Below are 19610 nucleotides of genomic sequence, written 5' to 3'. Positions count from 1 at the left end.
GTTAATAATCTGTTAACTATAATGATAATAATTATTATTTAAATTCAATAAAAATTAAAGCTTATATTCAAAAACTTAATTGATTTAGTCGGAACATGATGATTCAAATGCTATTGATAATTGTTATCATTTGTGTACTATGTAAAAAAATATTTCATTTCTGGGGGAGCAATGCAGCATCACAACTTATATATAGCGATTATGTTCAGCCTATTTGGGGCTTCTGCAACAATGACGTGGGCAGAAGATCAATCGGAAGATTTAAAAAAATCGGATGTTTTACCAATTATTCATCTTAAAGCGGATCACGAAGCTTCTGCATATACCGTTAAAAAATCAAAATCGGCAACCAAATTGGACCTGTCTTTAAAAGAAACGCCACAGTCGGTGAGTGTGATCACTGAACAACAAATGAAAGATCAAAATCTGACAAGTGTATCTGGGGTGCTTGATCAGGTTCCTGGTATTTATCGTCAAAGTTATGGTGCGACATCTGCTTGGGGAACGGGTGGTGAATATACTTCGTATTATTCGCGTGGCTCTAAAATTATTAACTTTCAGATTGATGGATTGTTGTCGAGCCCTGCGATAGAAGGTCGTAGTAACACCGCACTCAGTAATATTGATACCGCTATTTTTGAAAATATTACTGTTGTTAAGGGGGCAACTGGCTTGCTAAATGGCAGTGGTTTGCCAAGCGCCAGTGTTAATTTTAACCGTAAGCATGCAACAGCAAATGCTCAATCATCTGCCAAGCTGAGCTATGGTTCATGGAATACCTGGCGTAGTGAAATTGACGCCTCTCAAGCATTGAATGAATCAGAGAGTATTCGTGGTCGTGTTGTCGCAGCACATCAACAAGGCGATAGCTGGCAGAAATGGGGTGACGCTGCCTCAACCATTTTATACGGCGTAGTGGATGCGGATTTAAGTGATAAAACAGTTTTAAGTATTGGTACATCATTAAGCCGTAATGAAAGTGATGGCCAAAGTATCCACGCTTACGCAAATTTTGATGCGAAGAATATTCTTTCTCCTATGGGGCGCAAGGACAACTCAGCCCCACGATGGGCTTATACCCATACAGATAGTCTAAATGCATTTGCGCAGTTGCAGCATGAGTTTGAAAATCGTTGGAAGTTGAATGCAAATTATAATTTTGCGACCACCGATACAGAAAGCATTTATGGTGTGATTGGGTCGAATACATCTGGCGTTTATAAGATGCAAGATGGCAAGCGTGTACAGGTCATTGGTGCTGATGGTAAACCTGTTTATTACACTGATTATGAAAAAAATACATCAACTGTGACTGCTGGTTATCAGCATACTAAACCTGTTGAACATTCTGTTGATTTAGGTGTGACCGGACCATATCAGCTTTTTGGTCGTGAACATGAGCTAATGCTTGGTGCAAACTTTCAGGATGTAGACCAAAATGATCCTTATTACAATCGGGTAATGGGTGAAACAGGCGTAATTAATATCAAAAGCTGGAATGGTTATACCGCACAGCCTGCTGGGTTATATACAGCGTCAAGTGCAGGAAATTCTGTGCTGCAATTTAGACAATATGGCGGCTATTTGGCAACTCGCTTAAATCTTCTCGATTATTTGAAAGTTATATTGGGTGGGCGTGTTTCTAGCATTGATTATTATGCCGAGTCTGGTAATAAAAATAGTGGAACAAAAATTAAAATTGATGATCAGTTTACGCCTTATGCAGGGATCGTTTTTGATGTCACACCTGACTGGGCGGTTTATGCTAGCTATACCAGTATCTTCTCACCACAAGCGAATAAAGACTATCAAATGAAATTGCTGGATCCTAAACAAGGTGATAGCTATGAGCTAGGTGTTAAAGGCGAACTGTTTGCGGGTCGTGTGAACACCAGTTTGGCTTTATTCCAATCGAATATGGATAATGTTGCTGTTGATGCTGGCAAATACGCAACTAGCGAAGAAGTGCCTGGTGCCGTTGCAGGGACGACATATTACCGTTCAGCAAAAGGGGCGAAAACAAAAGGTTTCGAGGCTGCGATTTCAGGAGAAGTGCTGCCTAATCTGAATCTAAATGGCGGATATACTTATTCAGAGACCAAAGAAAAAGGCGATCGGATCAATACCGATATTCCAAAAGATCAGTTTAAGCTCTTCGCTACTTATAAGTTTTCTGGCGATTTAGACAAGCTGAGTGTTGGGGCTGGGGTGACATGGCAGAGTAAAATTTATAACAGCTATGATATGGACGGCTTCGCCCGTGATAGTAATGGTCAAAAAGCTTTTACATTGGTTGATGCAATGGCGAAGTATGAACTCAGCCCAGATTTAACCGTAGGTTTAAATCTCAATAATATTACGGATAAAAGCTATCGTTTGAATACGTCAAATCAAACCTTTGGTGCACCGCGTAATGTAACGGGTTCTGTATCTTTCAAGTTTTAATATCAAGTTGATAAAAAAGAGGAAGCAATCTTGCTTCCTCTTTTTTTAGATTTCTCGGAAATTAGTTTCCAATCCAAATGAAATATCCCAACACCATTAATGGCCATGCGATATAAGGACTAAATAACCATTTCCATAACCAGAATCTTGGTATAAACCCAACCCCATGTACGAAACCACCAGAAATTCCAATCATCACCAACATTAGTAAGCTATGATTGTAATGTCCGTTGGCATCCAACATCAGCGATGGATGGACCAGTAAAATAGCAGCAAGCGGCAATGCCAACAAAAACGAAATGGTCATTGCAAGTACTTGCGCTTTACTATTCTTCGGTGTTGTCATTGCTTCAGCCATTCTATTATTCCTCATCTAAATCTTGATGATGTTCGATATAAAGTGCACTGAGTACACCTGCGAAACATGCCATCAAGACACCTAGAATCCATGCAAAATACCACATGTCATATCTCCTGATTAATACAAACTATGTGAATTTTCTTCGATATGTTTGTTGGTGATGACACCCCACATTTTGTAATAGGACCAAGAGGTATAGATCAAAATGAGAGGAACGAAGATACATGCAGCAACGGTCATTACACCAAGGGTTTTATGACTAGAAACCGCATCCCACATGGTCAAGCTTGAAGTTGGATCAATGCTTGATGGTAATAAGAATGGGAACAGGGCAAAGCCAGCAGTAAGAATTGCGCCGACAATCATTAAACTTGTACCGGTAAAACTCACAGCCGCTTTATGTTTCGCTGCACTGACAATGACCAATAGCGCACCGAGGATCGCAACGATAGGTGCAGCCATGGTGATCGGATACGTTGCATAGTTGTTTAACCAACCATGATTGGCGTTGGTCACCACATCTTTCGCAAGCGGATTCAGTGCAGCATTGGTATTGACCGCAGTTGCATAGCTATAACCAGAGATATTGCCAAACAATAACCATGCACCCGCAGCCAAGAAGCACACAAGGAACACGATTGCCATGATTTGTGTTGCTTTAGCAGAACGGTTATGCAAATTGCCATCGGTACGTAGCATCAGCCAAGCACCACCATGCGCACATAGCATTGATAGGCTAACAATACCGCAAATCAATGCAAACGGATTTAAGAGCGCAAAGAAGCTACCAGTATATTGCGAACGTAAAGTGTCATCTAAGCTAAAGGGTACGCCTAAGAACAAGTTACCGAATGCCACACCAAACACCAGTGCAGGAACGGCACCACCGATACATAGACCCCAGTCCCAATAGGTACGCCATTGGGTATTCTCTAATTTAGAGCGATAGTCGAAGCCGACGGGTCGCAGGAACAGGGCGAATAGCACCAGTAGTAAGGCCCAATACATGCCAGAGAAAGCAACCGCATAGACCATTGGCCAAGCAGCAAACAGTGCACCACCTGCGGTAATAAACCAGACTTGGTTACCATCCCAGTGTGGTGCAATGGTGTTGATTGCTGCACGGCGTTCAGAGTCAGTTTTACCGACAAATGGCATCAGTGCCATTGAGCCCATATCGAAACCATCGGTAAGTGCAAAGCCAATCAGTAGTACACCAACGAGCACCCACCAGATAATTTTTAGGAGTTCATATTCGATCATGATTGAGCCTCCCCAGTTTTTGCTTCTAGTTTTTCAAAATGATATTTACCAGTATGTAAAGAACTTGGACCTAAACGAGCAAATTTGATCATTAAGTACATTTCAATAATCAGCAGTACTGTATAGAACGCTGCAAGCGCGATAATCGAACCCCACACGTCACCAGCGCTGACGCTTGATGCAGAGAGGTGTGTCGGTAAAATTTCACCAATCGACCATGGCTGACGACCACCTTCGGCCACATACCAACCTGTTTGAGCTGCAATCCATGGGAGAGGGAGAGCAAACAAAGCAAATTTGAGTAACCAAGGTTTATCTTCGGCATTACGTTTTGCCACAGCCCAAGTCGCGAACAGGAATAACAACAACATGAGGAAGCCAGAAGCAACCATGGCACGGAAAGAGAAGAACAATGCCGCGACGTTTGGAATGGTATCTTTGGTTGCAGCTTGGATGTGTTCTTCAGTCGCATCAACCACATTTGGAGAATATTTTTTCAAGAGTAGGCCATAGCCTAAGTCTTTTTGATTTTTCTCAAATGAAGCCAACAATTCTGGAGAACGGTCACCTGCACGCAGTTTTTCTAACTCGCTATAGGCCACCATACCATTACGGATACGTACTTCATGTTCTTTCATCAAGTCACGTAAACCCGTTACTTCTTTATCGGTAGAACGTGTTGCAATAATCCCCATCACATAAGGAATTTTAATTGCATAGTCGGTACGCATTTCCTGCTGATTTGGAAGACCAAATAAGGTGAATGCAGCTGGTGCAGGCTCGGTATGCCATTCTGCTTCGATCGCAGCAAGTTTGGTTTTCTGAACATCACCCAACTCGTAACCAGACTCATCACCGAGTAGAATGACAGATAACGTTGAGGCTAAACCGAAGATTGCAGCGATGGCGAATGAGCGGCGTGCAAAAGGTAAATCACGTTTCTTTAATAAGTAATAGCTTGAGATGGCGAGTACAAAGATCGCACCTGTTACATAACCTGCAGAAACCGTATGTACAAATTTTACTTGTGCCACAGGGTTAAAGATCAGTGCACCAAAGTCCACCAGTTCCATACGCATGGTTTCGTAGTTAAATGCAGCACCGACTGGGTTTTGCATCCAACCATTGGCGATGAGAATCCACAAGGCTGACATATTTGAGCCAATCGCTACTAACCAAGTCACACCTAAGTGCTGTACTTTAGAGAGGCGATCCCAGCCAAAGAAGAATAAACCAATAAAGGTGGATTCTAGGAAGAAAGCCATCAAGCCTTCAATTGCAAGCGGTGCCCCGAAAATATCGCCTACATAGTGAGAATAATAAGCCCAGTTAGTACCGAACTGGAATTCCATAGTCAGACCAGTGGTTACCCCTAAGGCAAAGTTAATCCCGAAGAGTTTCCCCCAGAATTTGGTCATATCTTTATAAATTTCTTTACCAGAAATCACATAGGTGGTTTCCATGATGGCAAGAATAAAAGCCAGACCTAAAGTTAGAGGGACGAAAAGAAAGTGATACATTGCGGTCATTGCAAATTGGAACCGCGAAAGATCGACCACGCTTTCAGAAATCATCAACGTGTCTCCTGAGTTTTGGACATGTCGCCAGCAATACGCTCGGCAACTTCATTGTTAAAATCTTTTGGAATCGTTGGCGCATCAAACCAGATGTGTTTAATCACCAAGAGAAGTACAACTTTAATAATAAGAATAATCGTGATTTCTCTGATGAGTCGCCGATTTGGATCTTGAGAACTCGTGTTCATAGAACCTAGCCTCATATTTAAAGAAGATGTAAAACATTATTAAATAAAATTCATTGAAAATAAACCTTTAGCAGTTTTAAATAATTTAAAACAAAATATTTGTTTTAAATCATATGGATATATTGTTTTTATTAAAATATTTAAAATAATTATTTTAACCAACTAAAATAATATGGATTATTTTTTAAATCTGATTAAAACGGTTGTATTTATATTTTTAAATCTGATTAAAAAGATTGGATTTATACTGAATTAAATAAATATTAAACCAACTAAAATAGTATGATTATAAAAATAATAATATTTACAATAACTTATCAAGTTGTTTACATAATTAAATAATTCTCACAATGACTGCTGTATAAAACCTAGTGTATAGGTAGAGATTATTCTAAAAAATGTGATGGGTATCACTGTTGTATTTTTTGTGTCAGTGAGATCATGAAAACAACAAGAAGGGAAGAGCTAAATTCAAAACTTTTGCCCTATATATTTGTAACAAAGTGTAATTTTCTGAGGGTTTATGCAAAAAAGAGCTTTATTGAATGAAAATTTAGTCTGGTGTAAACAAGTTATTCGACAGTGAGATTTTCTTGGCGAGATAGTGTGAGTTGGATTTTTGGCTAATCAACAATACTTGGGATTGTAATTCGAGTTCGCCGTATTCAGGTTCGACTTGTACATAATACAATTGACCAAATTCATCACGGACACGTGCTTGGGCTGAAAAGCCTGGACGCGCATTGCCTGTTGAAATGGTGGCTAAACGTCCGACCAAATTGGTATGCGTATGGATGACCTTTGGCTTGATCACTTGGTCTAAGCAATGAATCATAAATACGGTAAAGAAAATATCGATGATCAGTGCTGGAACAAATAAATAGTAAGGTGAGATGAAGTAGTGCTGCAAAGCAAAGAACGAGAGTTCCAAAAAATAGCCTGCAAAACTAAAATTAATCAGTAAAAAAACAAAGATCAGGTATTTGGAAAACTTAACATCCAGTAGAGGAGAATTGAGTAACCATTCTGGTGTTAGCTTTTTAACTAAATAACTTGGACGTAAACCAATCACAATCCCGATGGTTTCTGCAATGCTGAGCACAATTAAAGCCACGACGCTCATATGAAATGGCATCAGGTAGTAATTGAGGAAAAACTCAGTCATCGCAGAATTCATGATCTATGGCTTAATCAATATAGATACCACCATCTGAGTGGACTTCCAAATTTACTTTCTCAAGGAATTCACCTAGACATGGGCCTGAAATACATTCACCCGTTTCGACTGAAAACAGTGCGCCATGAGTAGAGCATTGAATATATTCTTTATCTTGATCCAAGAACTGATTTTCTAAATACTCAAGTTCAGTTTGTAAGTGTGGACAAACGTTTTGATAGGCATAGAAGCTGCCATCTTTTTGAGTAATAAAAATCGTGGTCCCTTTCATGGTGTCGTATGCACGAGACTCACGCTCAGGGACTTCTTCAGTCATGCAAATCTTTTCCATGTTATGCACATTCCTGTTGAGCTTTTTGGAATTGTTCAAAGAGTTTAGCGTAATTTTCTACGCTTAAACGTGGTCCATATTGAGCAACCACCTCACTTGAGATCAAAATAGCAAGTTGTGCAGCAGCTTCCAAGCTTAAACCTGCATTGATTGCATATAAAAATGCGCCTGAGAATGCATCGCCAGCACCATTGGTATCCACAGCTTCAACTGCACGACCATTGACATGGAAATGATGTGCTTGGTCAACAATTACAGCACCTTTAGCGCCTTGTGTGATCACAATATGTTGATTTTTTAATTTTAAGCTTTCAATCGCAGCATCAAGATTGTCTGTTTCGGTAAACATGAGCGCTTCTTGCTCATTACAGAATAACAGATCTACACCATCATCTAAGAGTTCGACCAAACCCTGACGTGCATATTGCACCATTGCAGGATCAGACAGTGATAATGCAATTTTAACGCCATGCGTTTTAGCCAGTTCACGTGCCTGTTTAACTGCAACACGAGCGCTATCACTGGTTGATAAATAACCTTCGATATACAGCCATTTTGCGGTTTTAAGCGGTTCAAGGTCGATTTGCTCGTCGGATAACTCAGCGGTAATCCCAAGATAGGTTTGCATGGTACGTTCTGAATCTGGGCTGATCAGAACCATACAAGTACCTGTAACGCCTTCACTGATTGATTGTGTTGTGGTTTTGATGCCTGCTTCGTTTAAGCCATCGAGATAAATGCGACCGAGTTCATCATTCCCTACACGGCAACCATAAAATGCAGTACCACCTAAGGCACTAAAAGCAACGGTTGTATTCGCTGCTGAACCACCACTCGCTTGGCCCTTGTAGCTTTGAGTATCTTGTAATTTTTGATATAAATTTGCCTGTGTTTCACCATCGGCCAAATGCATTGTGCCTTTTGGCAATCCCTGTTGCGTTAGAAACTCATTTGAAACCTTAAATTCTTGGTCAATGAGCGCATTACCAATTGCAAAAAGATCAACAGTTGCCATGTTTGTCATCACAGTAAAAATCAAAAAGCAAAGTTTACACGAATGCTACGGATTACAGTAGTTTGTTGAAGAAAATTCAGCAAAGCATAGGGTCATCGTGAAATAAATAAAGGGAAGAAAATGAGGTCAGACCACTTTAGGATTGAAAGAAGCCTAGAATTGCCTGCACAAATCGATGTTTTGATCCAATATTCAGAACGTGAGGGCTTTCGCTTCTTAAATAGATTAAAACAAGAATTTCAATCAGGTACCAATTGTTTTGATCAGATCGGAGAAGCACTTTTTGTTGTGTATGATCAGCATGATCGTTTGATTGCCGTAGCTGGACTGAATCAAGACCCTTTTGCTGAATCGCAGCGAGTTGGGCGCTTACGTCGTTTCTATATCCATCCAGACTATCGCGCTAATCAGATTGGTACGCATTTATTGGGACATATTGAACAATATGCAAAGGCTTATTTTGAGCGACTTGAGCTATTCACAGATACCACACAGGCGGCTCAGTTCTATCAAAGTCGGGGATATCAATCTATCGTGTCGGCATATCGTAATTTTTACAAGATTTTATGAAACGGCGTTTTGATTTAGGCGCTGCATTTTTCTACAAAAATAGAGTAATTTACATGGATATCGATACGTATTCTTCGGTAGACTCTCTATAATCAATTGTAATGAATTTAATAGAGATAAATTGGAGATCACATGACTGTAGATGTTACTGAAAGCATTACTCAAACGACACATCCCGCGTTTCAGCTATTACGTCAACACCATGTAGAAGCACTCGATATTCAAGTTTCAGAATATAAGCATAAAGTGACTGGTGCAGTTCACTATCATTTGGCTACCACCCATGACGAAAATGTGTTCTTGGTGGCATTTAGAACCCAGCCGATGGATTCAAAAGGGACTGCCCATATTTTAGAGCATACGGCACTTTGCGGTTCTGAAAAATTCCCTGTACGTGATCCATTTTTCTTGATGATCCGTCGTTCTTTGAATACTTTTATGAATGCTTTTACTGCGGCAGATTGGACGGCTTATCCGTTTGCAACGCAGAATAAAAAAGATTTTCAGAACTTATTGTCGGTGTATTTAGATGCAGCCTTTGCCGCGAATTTGAATCCTTTAGATTTTGCGCAAGAAGGGATTCGTATTGAACTGGAAAATGATCAAGCTGTATATAAAGGGGTGGTCTTCAATGAAATGAAGGGTGCAATGAGTTCGCCTTCAGACCAGCTTTACCATCAGCTTGCGCATCATTTATTCCCGGAAACAACCTATCACTATAATTCTGGTGGTGATCCGAAAGATATTCCTGATTTGAGTTATGAGCAATTAGTCGATTTCTATAAAACGCACTATCACCCGAGTAATGCAGTATTTATGACATTCGGTAATGAAAGTGCTTATGATCTGCAAGAGCAATTTGAGAAACTAGCATTGCATAAATTCTCACAAGGTACGACCCTGTATTCAACGCCAGAAAAGCGTTTGACTGCGCCTGTGGAAGTAACGGAAAGCTATGCAGTCGATAGTGAAGATCTGAAAGATAAAACTTACCATGTCATGTCATGGTTATTACCTGAAACCAGCGATATCAAACTACGTTTGGGGATGCGTTTGGTTGAAGGGATTTTATTGGAAAACTCTGCTTCGCCTTTGCGTCAGTATTTAGAAACCTGTGGCTATGCACAATCAACAGGCCCGTTAATGGGGGTTGATGACAGTAACTTTGAAATGACCTTCTACTGCGGTGTACAAGGTTCAAATGCCGAACATGCAGAAACATTTAAAACAGGTGTTTTAGATGTACTAAACGCGGTTGCATCTCAACCTGTTGATACAGATCTAGTGGATGCGATCCTGCATCAGATTGAATTGCATCAGCGCGAAATCAATGGTGATGGCACACCGTATGGTTTGAGCTTAATCTTGAATGGTTTAGGCAGTGCGATTCACCACAATGACCCTATCCATGTTTGGGATGTGGATTCAGCAATCGAGCAGGTCAAAGAAGAACTCAAAGATCCAATGTGGTTATCGAATCTGATTCAAACTCATTTATTAGATAATCCACATCGTGTGCAAATGACCTTAGTTCCTGATGCAACTAAGTCTGTGAAAGAGCAGCAAGCTGAACAAGCACGTTTGGCTGAGATTACTGCACAGTTAACTGACGAGCAAAAGCTTGAAATTCAGGAAAAAACAGAAGCACTGAAAAAGCGCCAAGATACACCAGATAATTTAGAGCTATTGCCTAAAGTCGGCTTGGAAGATGTGCCAGCAGAGTTACAGATTGTACAAGGTCAGTTGCGTGAAATTATCTGTAATGGCCTGGATACGCCGTTGAATCTTTATCATGCGGGCACCAATGGGATTTACTATCAGCAAGTGTTGATTCAGATTCCTGATGAGATCGTACAATCACCTTACTTTAATTTGCTTTCAATCTTGATGGGCGAAGTAGGTGCAGGTGAGTATGATTATCTTGAATTGCAGCAAATCCAAACCGCGGTCAGTGGCGGCCTCGGTATGGGCGCGTCTTTACGCAGTAAAGTAGATGATAAAGACCGCATCAGTGCATGGCTCACACTGACGACAAAATCACTGACACAAAAACTGGATGCAATTCAATTATTAAAATTGGCATTTGAGCAACTTCGTTTTGATGAGAAAGACCGTATTATCGAGTTATTACAGCAACGTAAGACCCGTTGGCAGTCACGTTTATCTGGCTCAGGTCATAGTTACGCCATGCAGGCTGCTTCTCGTCAAATGAGTGCATTGGCTCGCCGTGATTATCACAATACGGGGCTAGGCGCATTAAACTGGCTCAGTGACCTAGTAAGCAAAATTGATCAGGACGATAACGCTTATCAAGCGCTGATTACTGAATTACAAGCGATTCATCGTAAGTTAATGCAAGCGCCAAAACAATTCTTGTTGGTCTGTGAAGAACATCAATCAGATCGTTTGGTGGAAGAAGTGCAAAATGTTTGGGACAAGCTTGCGGTTGATCAAGCAGCTGTGACTTTGACGCAAGTCGATCAAGTGAATAGCAACGACGATGAAGCATGGTTGATTCAGGCCAATGTGCAATTCTGTGCTTCGGCTTATCAAGCGGTGGATGTCGCACATCCAGATGCAGCGCCATTGATGGTATTGGCTGCTTATTTACGTAATGGTTTCTTGCATAGTGCCATTCGCGAAAAAGGCGGTGCATATGGTGGTGGTGCAAGTTATGATGGCAATGCGTGTTCATTCCGTTTCTATAGCTACCGAGATCCACGCTTAGCGGAAACGTTTAATGATTTTGAAGCCAGCGTGCAATGGTTACTCAATACGGAACAACAACCACATCAACTCGAAGAAGCAATTCTAGGGTTAGTGGCTGGTATGGATAAACCGGGCTCACCAGCTGGGGAAGCAATTACCGCATGTTATGCCTTATTGCATGCACGTACGCCAAAATTCCGTAAAATCTTGCGTGAGCGTTTACTTAGCGTGAACTTGGATGATTTACAGCGTGTGGCGAAGCAATATCTATTGGCTCAAAAACCTGTGAAAGCGGTGGTTGCACCATTTGCGAAACGTGAAGAATTGCAGAAACTTGGATTTAATATCCAGCAGGTCAATTAATAAAATAAAAATCGGAGAAATCTATGGCGTTCAAATCTTTTGAACGTAGTCATTTGGAGCTGAGTATCCTTGCGATACTTGGTTCTTTAACGACATCGTTGTCACATGCTGAATCAACAGCACCTACAAGTCCTGCAACCGTTGATGCCTGTGTGGCCTTGGCAGCAAATGCTGAACGTCTGGCTTGTTATGACCGCCTGTTTAAAGCGCCGACCATTATTCCAACTCAAGCTCAGACCGATGCCGCACCTATGGTTGCAGCCGCTATGCCTGCAGTAGAGGAGAATGAACCAGCTAAACCTGAGTCTTTAAAAGATAAAGTGGTACAAAAGGTCAGTGATTTACATATATTAGGCGCTGCGCCAAAATTTGATCCGAATGTCTCGTTACTTGATCGCCGTTGGGAATTGTCGGAAGAAAGTAAATTGGGGGTATGGAATATTCGTGCCTATCAACCAGTCTATCTGTTACCTGTATTCTGGACCAGTGATAAAAATGAATTTCCAAGCAGCCCGAATCCTGAAAATACCGTCAAAGATAAGCAAGAGTTGACTTCGAGCGAAGCAAAGTTTCAGCTTTCATTTAAAACCAAAGCTTGGGAAAATATCTTTGGTAATAATGGTGATCTCTGGTTGGGCTACACCCAATCTTCGCGCTGGCAGGTGTATAACTCTGAAGAATCACGACCATTCCGTGAGACCAATTATGAGCCTGAAGCAAGTTTGATGTTTAGAACCAATTATGAAATTCTAGGTCTAAATGCACGTTTGCTTGGGGTGACCCTGAACCATCAATCCAATGGTCGTTCAGATCCATTATCGCGTAGTTGGAACCGTGTGATTTTCAATCTTGGTTTTGAAAAAGACAACTTCGCACTGATGCTGCGTCCTTGGTACCGTGTTGAAGAAGATGCCAAAGATGATAATAACCCAGACATTAAGGATTATATCGGTCGTGGTGATTTAACCGCATTTTACCGTAAAGGGAATAATGATTTTTCTTTAATGTTGCGTCATTCATTAAAAGGTGGCGATCGCTCACATGGTGCGGTTCAGTTTGACTGGGCTTTCCCTATTAAAGATAAATTACGTGGTCACTTCCAAGTATTTGATGGCTATGGCGAGAGTTTGATTGATTATAACCACCGAGCGACCTATGTTGGTTTGGGCGTATCTTTAATGAACTGGTATTAAATGAGTTTAAATATTCCAGAGTCCTTATTGCAGCTTGAAGCAAATGGTGGTGTCTTTGCACTCTGGTTAATCGTCAAGCAATATCATACCCATGTTGATATTGCTGATTTGATTCGCTTGTCAGGCCATAACCGAGAAGATGGGACATATACCATTGCTTTGGCTGTGGCACTGAAAAAATTAGGTTTTGAAGTGTCGTTTTATACGGCGCCTGATCCGAATATTGAGGCAAAAGAGCAACAAAGTTATCTGGAAGCACAACGCCTGCAAATTCCAATTCAAGCCGCGTTAAGCTACTCAGCGATCCAGCAGGCGTTTGAACGTGGTCAGTTTGTCATTGTGTTTTATGACACATTACAAGGGATGGGAAACCAATCCTTGGTTTACTCCATTGATCCTCAAGAAATTAGTTTCTGTGATCATTTCGATGTGATGTCTAAAACGGTATTTGAACAACAACGCCAAGCAGATGGAATCTGTCAGCAAGTGATTGTGATTGAGCAACCACTAGAGCATTAGCCGATCTGAATATTGGCATTGGCATGTTTTAAGCGGCTCTTTTTCGGTGTTGCAATCAGATAGGCCAGTGTTAACGGCCCCAATCGTCCCGTAAACATCAGCAAGCTAAGTACAAATAAACTGCCGTCATGCAACTGTCCTGTCGCACCTCGTGACAGGCCTACAGTACATGCGGCAGAGACCACTTCAAACATTAAGTCGAGTACATCTAATTTAGGTTCAAGTAGGAAAATAATAAAGCATCCGACAAAAACCAACATGCCTGTAATCGCGGTTACAGCGAGTGCTTTATAGGTGGTTTCTTGTGACACTGAATGGTTAAAAATACGGATTTCTTCATTACGTCGTAAAAAGGAAATCACGCAGAGCAGTAAAATCACAAATGTACCGACTTTAATACCGCCAGCTGTACTGAGAGAACCACCACCAATAAACATGAGTAACATCGTCAATAACGCCGTACTATGTTCCATTGAACCTGTGTCAATGGTATTAAAGCCCGAAGAGCGCGGGACGGTGGCTTGAAACCATGCATTCATGGCTTGTTCACCTAAGCCCATTGAGCCCAGGGTGAGTGGATTGTTGGACTCTAAAAGCCAGATCAGTACAAAAGCGACAAGGTTTAAAATTGCGATGGTACTCAGGATCAGTTTGCTGTTTGGGGTGAGTTTGCTCCAGCGTTTATTTTGTTTTACATCTATCAAGACCAAAAAGCCGATTCCGCCTAAGGTATATAAAATACTGATGGTGAGGCAAATCACATAGTGACTTTGAAAGTTAATCAGACTGTTATCAAATAAGGAAAAACCCGCGTTGTTAAAGGCCGAAACACTATAGAACACCGCATAATAAAGTCCCCGAGCAAAACCATACATGGGCGCAAAAGAGGCTGTCAGGATAATGACCCCAATCAGCTCAAAAAATAGGGTATATAACACGACGCCTTTGGCAACAAAGGTGACTTTGGAAAGACTGGTTTGACCCAAACTGTCTTGTGCCATCATTTGCTGTTTTAGCCCCAGTTTCGGCGCAAGACTTAAGGCGGCCAAGATCGCAAAGGTCATGAAACCCAAGCCACCAGATTGAATCAGCAAAAGAATAATAAACTGCCCGAAATGATTGAAGGAGTCATTCAGATTGACCACCGATAAGCCTGTAATGGTCACAGCCGAGGTGGCTGTAAACAAGGCATCCATCCAACTGACATTGCCTTTATTTGCGATGGGAAGTTTGAGTAATATGGTGCCAATAATAATAAAACTAAGAAACCCAATCGCGAGTAAAGAAGGTGGGCTCAGGTTAAATGTCTTTTGGGGGTTTATTTTAAATGCCATATTATGCGAAACATCCTGAAAGTTTTCTTAGATGGCTGAGTGAACCTTCTAAAATCAGGACATCACCCGTTTGCAAGGTAAAGTTTGCATCTGTTTCATAGTGAATCTGTTGATCTCGTTTCAGTAGCAGCAGCTTGATATTCGGTTCTTGTTTTAATATGCCAGATAAATTTACATTGTTGAGTTTGTCGTTGACTGGAACTTTAACGATGTAATGATCATCATCTAAAGCCATATAACGGCTTACCATCGGATAATTGAGAGCTTGGGCAACGCGAACCCCCATATCTTCTTCAGGATGGATAATCTTACTGACATTTAAATGGGAGAGAATGGTGTGATGTGCTTTGGTCTTGGCTTTAACCAAGATTTTTTCCACACCAAGATTCTTGAGGTTTAAAACACAGAGAATACTGGCTTCAATATCTTCACCAATGGCAACCACGACAGCATCACAATTTTGGATATTGAGTTCTTCTAAAACATGTTCATCGGTAGCATCCGCAATCACAGCATGGGTAATGCGATCTGCAAGACTTTCGACATTGCGTTTGATAGTATCAATGCCAATGACATCATGATTCAGTTTGGTCAGCTCCAATGCAACAGTTGCCCCAAAACTCCCCAAACCAATGACTGCAAACTGTGCCATAACTGTCCTTAACTAAATGATAAAAATGTCTTTTTATCCATTTTAAGATGGAATGCTTTTCTATTTGTAATGATTTTGTTTGTTACTGACATAGATGACTTAAACATTGAACAAAAATAAAGCCGACATCATGTCGGCTTTATCGGATTGCTTTTGTTATTTAAGAAAACGTTGGTAACCAATATTATCGGTAATTTCAGCATATGGATAAGTGATTTTTTCCAATGTTTCCACGAGACCGTCAGGGTTTTGTTTGGCATCAGTTGCTTGTAGGCCAACCAAAACACGACCTTCAGCTGCGCCGTGGTTACGATAATGGAACAAGGTGATGTTATGGGTTGGGCCTAAACGCTCCAAGAAGGTTAACAGGGCGCCTGGGCGTTCTGGAAACTCAACGCGGAATAAACGCTCATGTTCAATATTGGCATGCCCGCCAATCAAATAACGAATATGCAGTTTCGCAACCTCATCATCAGACAGGTCATCTACTTCATATTGTTGCTTTAACATCTCATGAATTTCATGACGTTCAGTTTCACCGCCTTTGAGGCTAATCCCGACAAAGACTTGAGCGAGATTACTATCACTGGCACGGTAGTTAAATTCAGTGATGTTGCGACCTTGTAGAGCACGGCAAAAATGCAGGAAGGCACCTTTTTGCTCAGGAATTGTTACCGCATAGATCGCTTCACGACGTTCACCCAACTCAGTGCGTTCTGCAATATAGCGTAAACGGTCAAAGTTCATGTTAGCACCACAAACAATTGAGACCATGTTTTTGCCAGTCAGTTGGTGCTCTGCAACATATTTCTTGATACCCGCCAAAGCCATTGCACCTGATGGTTCAACAATGCTGCGATTTTCATCAAAGGTATCTTTAATTGCGGCACAGATTTCATCGGTATTGACGGTGACAATGTCAGGGTCGACGATTGGGCCAGAGTTATCTGATTTGCGTAGGCGGATAATATCGAAAGGTAACTCACCAATTTGTGCCACTGCGGTACCGTCAGCAAATAGCCCTACATGTGGCAAAATCACACGTTCATTGGTTTCAAGTGCTGCTTTTAAGCAGGCAGATTCTTCGTATTCAACACCAATCACTTTAACGTGCGGTGCAACTTCACCTAAGTAGGCTGCAACACCTGCAATGAGACCGCCACCACCAACAGCAACAAAGACGTATTCAACATCACGCCACTGGCGTAATAATTCGTTCGCGATGGTTCCTTGACCTGCAATGACCAGTTCATCGTCATAAGGCGGGATAAATACCAAGCCTTCATCTTCGGCACGCTGTTTTGCATATTTGTTGGCAACATCGAAACTATCGCCATGTAACACGACTTGACCACCTAAGCTTTTTACGGCCTGTACTTTAATATCAGGTGTGGTGCTTGGCATGACAATAATGGCATGAATGCCTAATTTTTTTCCAGATAGTGCAACACCTTGAGCATGGTTGCCAGCAGATGCGCAAATTACACCACGTTCCAGTTGGTCTTTGGGCAATTGGCTAATGCGGTTATAAGCACCACGTAGCTTGAAAGAGAAAACGGGTTGTAAATCTTCACGTTTAAATCGAATGTTATTATTAATTTTGTGACTAATTCGTGGGGCTGCTTCAAGCGGTGTTTCAATCGCAACATCGTAAACCGTTGCTTGTAAAATTTGTCGTACCACACGAGACAGCATGTTCTTCTTCCCTATAACAGTTTAAAATAGACAATCATTGTAGCAAACCCCTGTGCATTTGCGCTGTTTTCTTGCAGCAAATGTCAAAATAGTTGAGTGAAGTCATGAGTCTATATGCAAGCCAAAATGAAAAGAAACAAGCTGCAGCGAAAGCAGCTTTGAAACATTTGCCTAAAGGCGGCATTTTGGGCGTAGGAACAGGCAGTACCGTTAATTTTTTAATTGATTTATTACCTGAATTGCAATTAGAAGCGGCAGTCGCAAGTTCAAATGCAACCGCAGAGCGTTTACAAAAGCTCGGGATTGAAGTGGTTGATATGAACTCGGTCGGTGGATTAGATGCCTATGTCGATGGCGCTGATGAAATTGACCGCCATATGCATATGATCAAAGGTGGTGGTGCGGCATTAACCCGTGAAAAAATTGTGGCGTCTATTGCAAAGAAATTTGTATGTATCGTGGATGATTCAAAATGGGTAGATCAGTTAGGGCGTGATTTTCCACTCCCTGTTGAAGTGATTCCAATGGCGCGTTCTGCAGTTGCCCGTAAGATTGTTGCCTTAGGTGGTGATCCTGTTTATCGTGAAGGTGTGGTCACTGACAACGGTAATGTCATTTTAGATGTTTTTAATCTTAATATTTTAAATGCACTTGAATTGGAAAGAACGCTGAATAATATCCCAGGTGTAGTGACCAATGGTATTTTTGCATTGAATCCAGCGACGATTGCGGTTGTTGCAACTGACAGTGGTATCGAAGAGCGTACAGCACAATAATGCAATTAGTTTCATTAGAAACACTGTTACCTGAAATTAAAGTTGTTCGACATGCAAGAGCAAGAAATTTGCGCTTGCGTGTTGAGCCAACAGGTATTCGCCTCACAGTTCCATTGTTTTGCAGCAAAAGACAGATTCAGCAATTTTTGCATCAATCAGAACCATGGTTGATTGAGACTTGGGCTAAACAACAACAGCAATTTAATCAAACTACGGCATTTCCCGAATCTTTAATATTATTCCACCATGTACAGCCTTTTAAAATTGTTCAACAACGGCAACGACATATTTTTAAGTTTGATTTTGATCAGTACATCATCTGGGTAAGAGATGAACAGTCTGAACACGCTTTGCAAGCAGCAGTTTTGGCCTATGCAAAGCAGTTTTTACCTGAATATTTGGCTCAAGTGAGTCAACACATCAGTTTGCCGTATCAGCAATGTAGTATCCGAAAACCTAAAACACGCTGGGGGAGTTGTAGCTCCAAACACGACATCATGTTAAATGCGGCATTGGTGCTGATGCCTGCGCATATTGTACGATCTGTTTGTGTACATGAGTTGGTACATACCAAACATTTTGATCATAGTGCAGCATTCTGGAATGAGGTCGCAAAGCACGATGCGCATTATCTTGAGCATCGAAAACAGCTGAAACAGACACAATTGCCCAATTGGTATTATAAAAAATAAAATCACCTAGCCATTAAAAAAACGATTTTGCTGGGCCGGCAAGCCTTTGCGAATACGGAACGCCTGTTTCAGACTAGGTACATCATTTTGCCATTGTTTGAGTACTAAAATAATAGAGATGATCTCAGTCCGCGTCAGAATACCCAGCCAAAAAACAATCCAGAATAAAATTTGACTTTGGCCTGTGAGTGTCACTTGTACCAATAAGGCAAAGAGAAATAAGGTCCAAATTTTTGCACCAATACTATGAGTGGCCACTTCTTTACGGAACTTAATCCAGCTAACCATATAAATCGCCACTTCAAATAAAATCAGAATCAGAATTGGCCAAATGTATTGTTGAAAAAAATCAGGTTGTTGTAAGTAAATTGATACGATTGCACAAATAAAGAAGATTTGATCAATATTGGAGTCTAAGCGACGCAATTTTTCATTTGATACACCTAAATGTCTTGCAATGATGCCATCAAAGATATCACTGATAAGTCCCAGCGTTAAAAATACCACGGTATAGATCGGGAAGAACTGAGGTTGTAGCAGGGTCACAATGACAATGAGAAAACCCAAGAGTAGTCTTGAATAAACAAGTAAAGTTGGAATTTGATATTTTAAAGACATTAAAACAGGAGTAATAAATAGATTTGCTATGAGTATAGCAGTGGCTATTGAATATCAGGATGGCAAATACATATTTTATAAAAACAAAAAAAGTCTGTTGTATTGCTTAGCAATACTCAGGTTATTTTCTCA

Annotated in this window: 19 protein-coding genes; 7 read left to right on the top strand and 12 right to left on the bottom strand. The window is 41.0% G+C overall.

Annotated elements, in window-relative coordinates:
• Window positions 1-171: 171 nt before the first annotated feature.
• Window positions 172-2445, top strand: coding sequence for a TonB-dependent siderophore receptor (locus tag NDN13_RS05670; protein WP_251117520.1), 2274 nt, complete (start codon window positions 172-174; stop codon window positions 2443-2445).
• Window positions 2446-2506: 61 nt separating this feature from the next.
• On the opposite strand, the gene NDN13_RS05665 is transcribed toward NDN13_RS05670, so the two are convergent.
• From NDN13_RS05665 to NDN13_RS05630, 8 genes are all read right to left on the bottom strand, one after another.
• Entirely contained in the window at window positions 2507-2803 is a 297-nt protein-coding gene (locus NDN13_RS05665; protein ID WP_004806745.1) for a cyd operon YbgE family protein, read from the bottom strand.
• A gap of 4 nt (window positions 2804-2807) precedes the next feature.
• Complete coding sequence (gene cydX / locus NDN13_RS05660) at window positions 2808-2909, bottom strand: cytochrome bd-I oxidase subunit CydX (RefSeq protein WP_004653762.1); 102 nt, start codon at window positions 2907-2909, stop codon at window positions 2808-2810.
• A gap of 14 nt (window positions 2910-2923) precedes the next feature.
• Entirely contained in the window at window positions 2924-4069 is a 1146-nt protein-coding gene (gene cydB, locus NDN13_RS05655) for a cytochrome d ubiquinol oxidase subunit II (protein ID WP_251117519.1), read from the bottom strand.
• Window positions 4066-5643 carry a cytochrome ubiquinol oxidase subunit I gene (locus NDN13_RS05650; RefSeq protein WP_005188126.1) on the bottom strand — a complete coding sequence of 526 codons (1578 nt, stop codon included), beginning with the start codon at window positions 5641-5643 and terminating at the stop codon, window positions 4066-4068. The genes cydB and NDN13_RS05650 overlap by 4 nt, the downstream gene beginning before the upstream one ends.
• Window positions 5643-5834 (bottom strand): cytochrome oxidase putative small subunit CydP, encoded by a 192-nt coding sequence (cydP, locus tag NDN13_RS05645; RefSeq protein ID WP_004806751.1) that lies wholly within the window; start codon window positions 5832-5834, stop codon window positions 5643-5645. The genes NDN13_RS05650 and cydP overlap by 1 nt, the downstream gene beginning before the upstream one ends.
• Before the next feature lie 553 nt (window positions 5835-6387).
• Window positions 6388-6999, bottom strand: a complete 612-nt coding sequence (locus NDN13_RS05640) for an OB-fold-containig protein (protein ID WP_251118173.1) — start codon at window positions 6997-6999, stop codon at window positions 6388-6390.
• A gap of 22 nt (window positions 7000-7021) precedes the next feature.
• Window positions 7022-7327: a Rieske (2Fe-2S) protein gene (locus tag NDN13_RS05635; protein WP_017402009.1), complete on the bottom strand. Its 306-nt coding sequence runs from the start codon at window positions 7325-7327 to the stop codon at window positions 7022-7024.
• A gap of 16 nt (window positions 7328-7343) precedes the next feature.
• Entirely contained in the window at window positions 7344-8357 is a 1014-nt protein-coding gene (locus NDN13_RS05630; protein ID WP_004806757.1) for an adenosine kinase, read from the bottom strand.
• A gap of 120 nt (window positions 8358-8477) precedes the next feature.
• On the opposite strand from NDN13_RS05630, the gene NDN13_RS05625 reads away from it, so the two are divergent.
• The 4 genes from NDN13_RS05625 (at window position 8478) to NDN13_RS05610 (ending at window position 13711) form a co-directional block, all read left to right on the top strand.
• Window positions 8478-8927 carry a GNAT family N-acetyltransferase gene (locus NDN13_RS05625; protein WP_251117518.1) on the top strand — a complete coding sequence of 150 codons (450 nt, stop codon included), beginning with the start codon at window positions 8478-8480 and terminating at the stop codon, window positions 8925-8927.
• Between the two features lie 132 nt (window positions 8928-9059).
• Window positions 9060-11999: an insulinase family protein gene (locus tag NDN13_RS05620; protein WP_251117517.1), complete on the top strand. Its 2940-nt coding sequence runs from the start codon at window positions 9060-9062 to the stop codon at window positions 11997-11999.
• A 23-nt stretch (window positions 12000-12022) separates the two neighbouring features.
• Window positions 12023-13192 carry a phospholipase A gene (locus tag NDN13_RS05615; RefSeq protein ID WP_251117516.1) on the top strand — a complete coding sequence of 390 codons (1170 nt, stop codon included), beginning with the start codon at window positions 12023-12025 and terminating at the stop codon, window positions 13190-13192.
• Window positions 13193-13711: a peptidase C39 gene (locus NDN13_RS05610; RefSeq protein WP_251117515.1), complete on the top strand. Its 519-nt coding sequence runs from the start codon at window positions 13193-13195 to the stop codon at window positions 13709-13711. It begins immediately after the preceding gene.
• On the opposite strand, the gene NDN13_RS05605 is transcribed toward NDN13_RS05610, so the two are convergent.
• The 3 genes from NDN13_RS05605 to ilvA form a co-directional block, all read right to left on the bottom strand.
• On the bottom strand, window positions 13708-15045 hold the full coding sequence (locus NDN13_RS05605) for a TrkH family potassium uptake protein (RefSeq protein WP_251117514.1): 1338 nt from the start codon (window positions 15043-15045) through the stop codon (window positions 13708-13710). The two genes, NDN13_RS05610 and NDN13_RS05605, sit on opposite strands and share 4 nt — an antisense overlap.
• A gap of 1 nt (window position 15046) precedes the next feature.
• Window positions 15047-15697 (bottom strand): potassium channel family protein, encoded by a 651-nt coding sequence (locus NDN13_RS05600; protein WP_251117513.1) that lies wholly within the window; start codon window positions 15695-15697, stop codon window positions 15047-15049.
• A gap of 156 nt (window positions 15698-15853) precedes the next feature.
• The gene (ilvA, locus tag NDN13_RS05595) at window positions 15854-17392 is read right to left on the bottom strand and encodes a threonine ammonia-lyase, biosynthetic (RefSeq protein ID WP_251117512.1); all 1539 of its coding nucleotides are present in this window, start codon (window positions 17390-17392) and stop codon (window positions 15854-15856) included.
• Window positions 17393-17496: 104 nt separating this feature from the next.
• Between ilvA and rpiA the strand changes: the two genes are divergently transcribed.
• Together rpiA and NDN13_RS05585 are read left to right on the top strand one after the other, a co-directional pair.
• Window positions 17497-18168 carry a ribose-5-phosphate isomerase RpiA gene (gene rpiA, locus NDN13_RS05590; RefSeq protein WP_251117511.1) on the top strand — a complete coding sequence of 224 codons (672 nt, stop codon included), beginning with the start codon at window positions 17497-17499 and terminating at the stop codon, window positions 18166-18168.
• Window positions 18168-18860, top strand: a complete 693-nt coding sequence (locus NDN13_RS05585) for a M48 family metallopeptidase (RefSeq protein WP_251117510.1) — start codon at window positions 18168-18170, stop codon at window positions 18858-18860. The genes rpiA and NDN13_RS05585 overlap by 1 nt, the downstream gene beginning before the upstream one ends.
• 6 nt (window positions 18861-18866) lie before the next feature.
• Here NDN13_RS05585 and NDN13_RS05580 read toward each other — a convergent pair whose 3' ends face one another.
• Window positions 18867-19478: a CDP-alcohol phosphatidyltransferase family protein gene (locus NDN13_RS05580; protein ID WP_251117509.1), complete on the bottom strand. Its 612-nt coding sequence runs from the start codon at window positions 19476-19478 to the stop codon at window positions 18867-18869.
• Window positions 19479-19610: the final 132 nt, after the last annotated feature.

The sequence above is a fragment of the Acinetobacter sp. C32I genome (genome assembly GCF_023702715.1).
Lineage (GTDB): Bacteria > Pseudomonadota > Gammaproteobacteria > Pseudomonadales > Moraxellaceae > Acinetobacter.
This window is presented reverse-complemented; position numbering and strand designations above follow the sequence as displayed.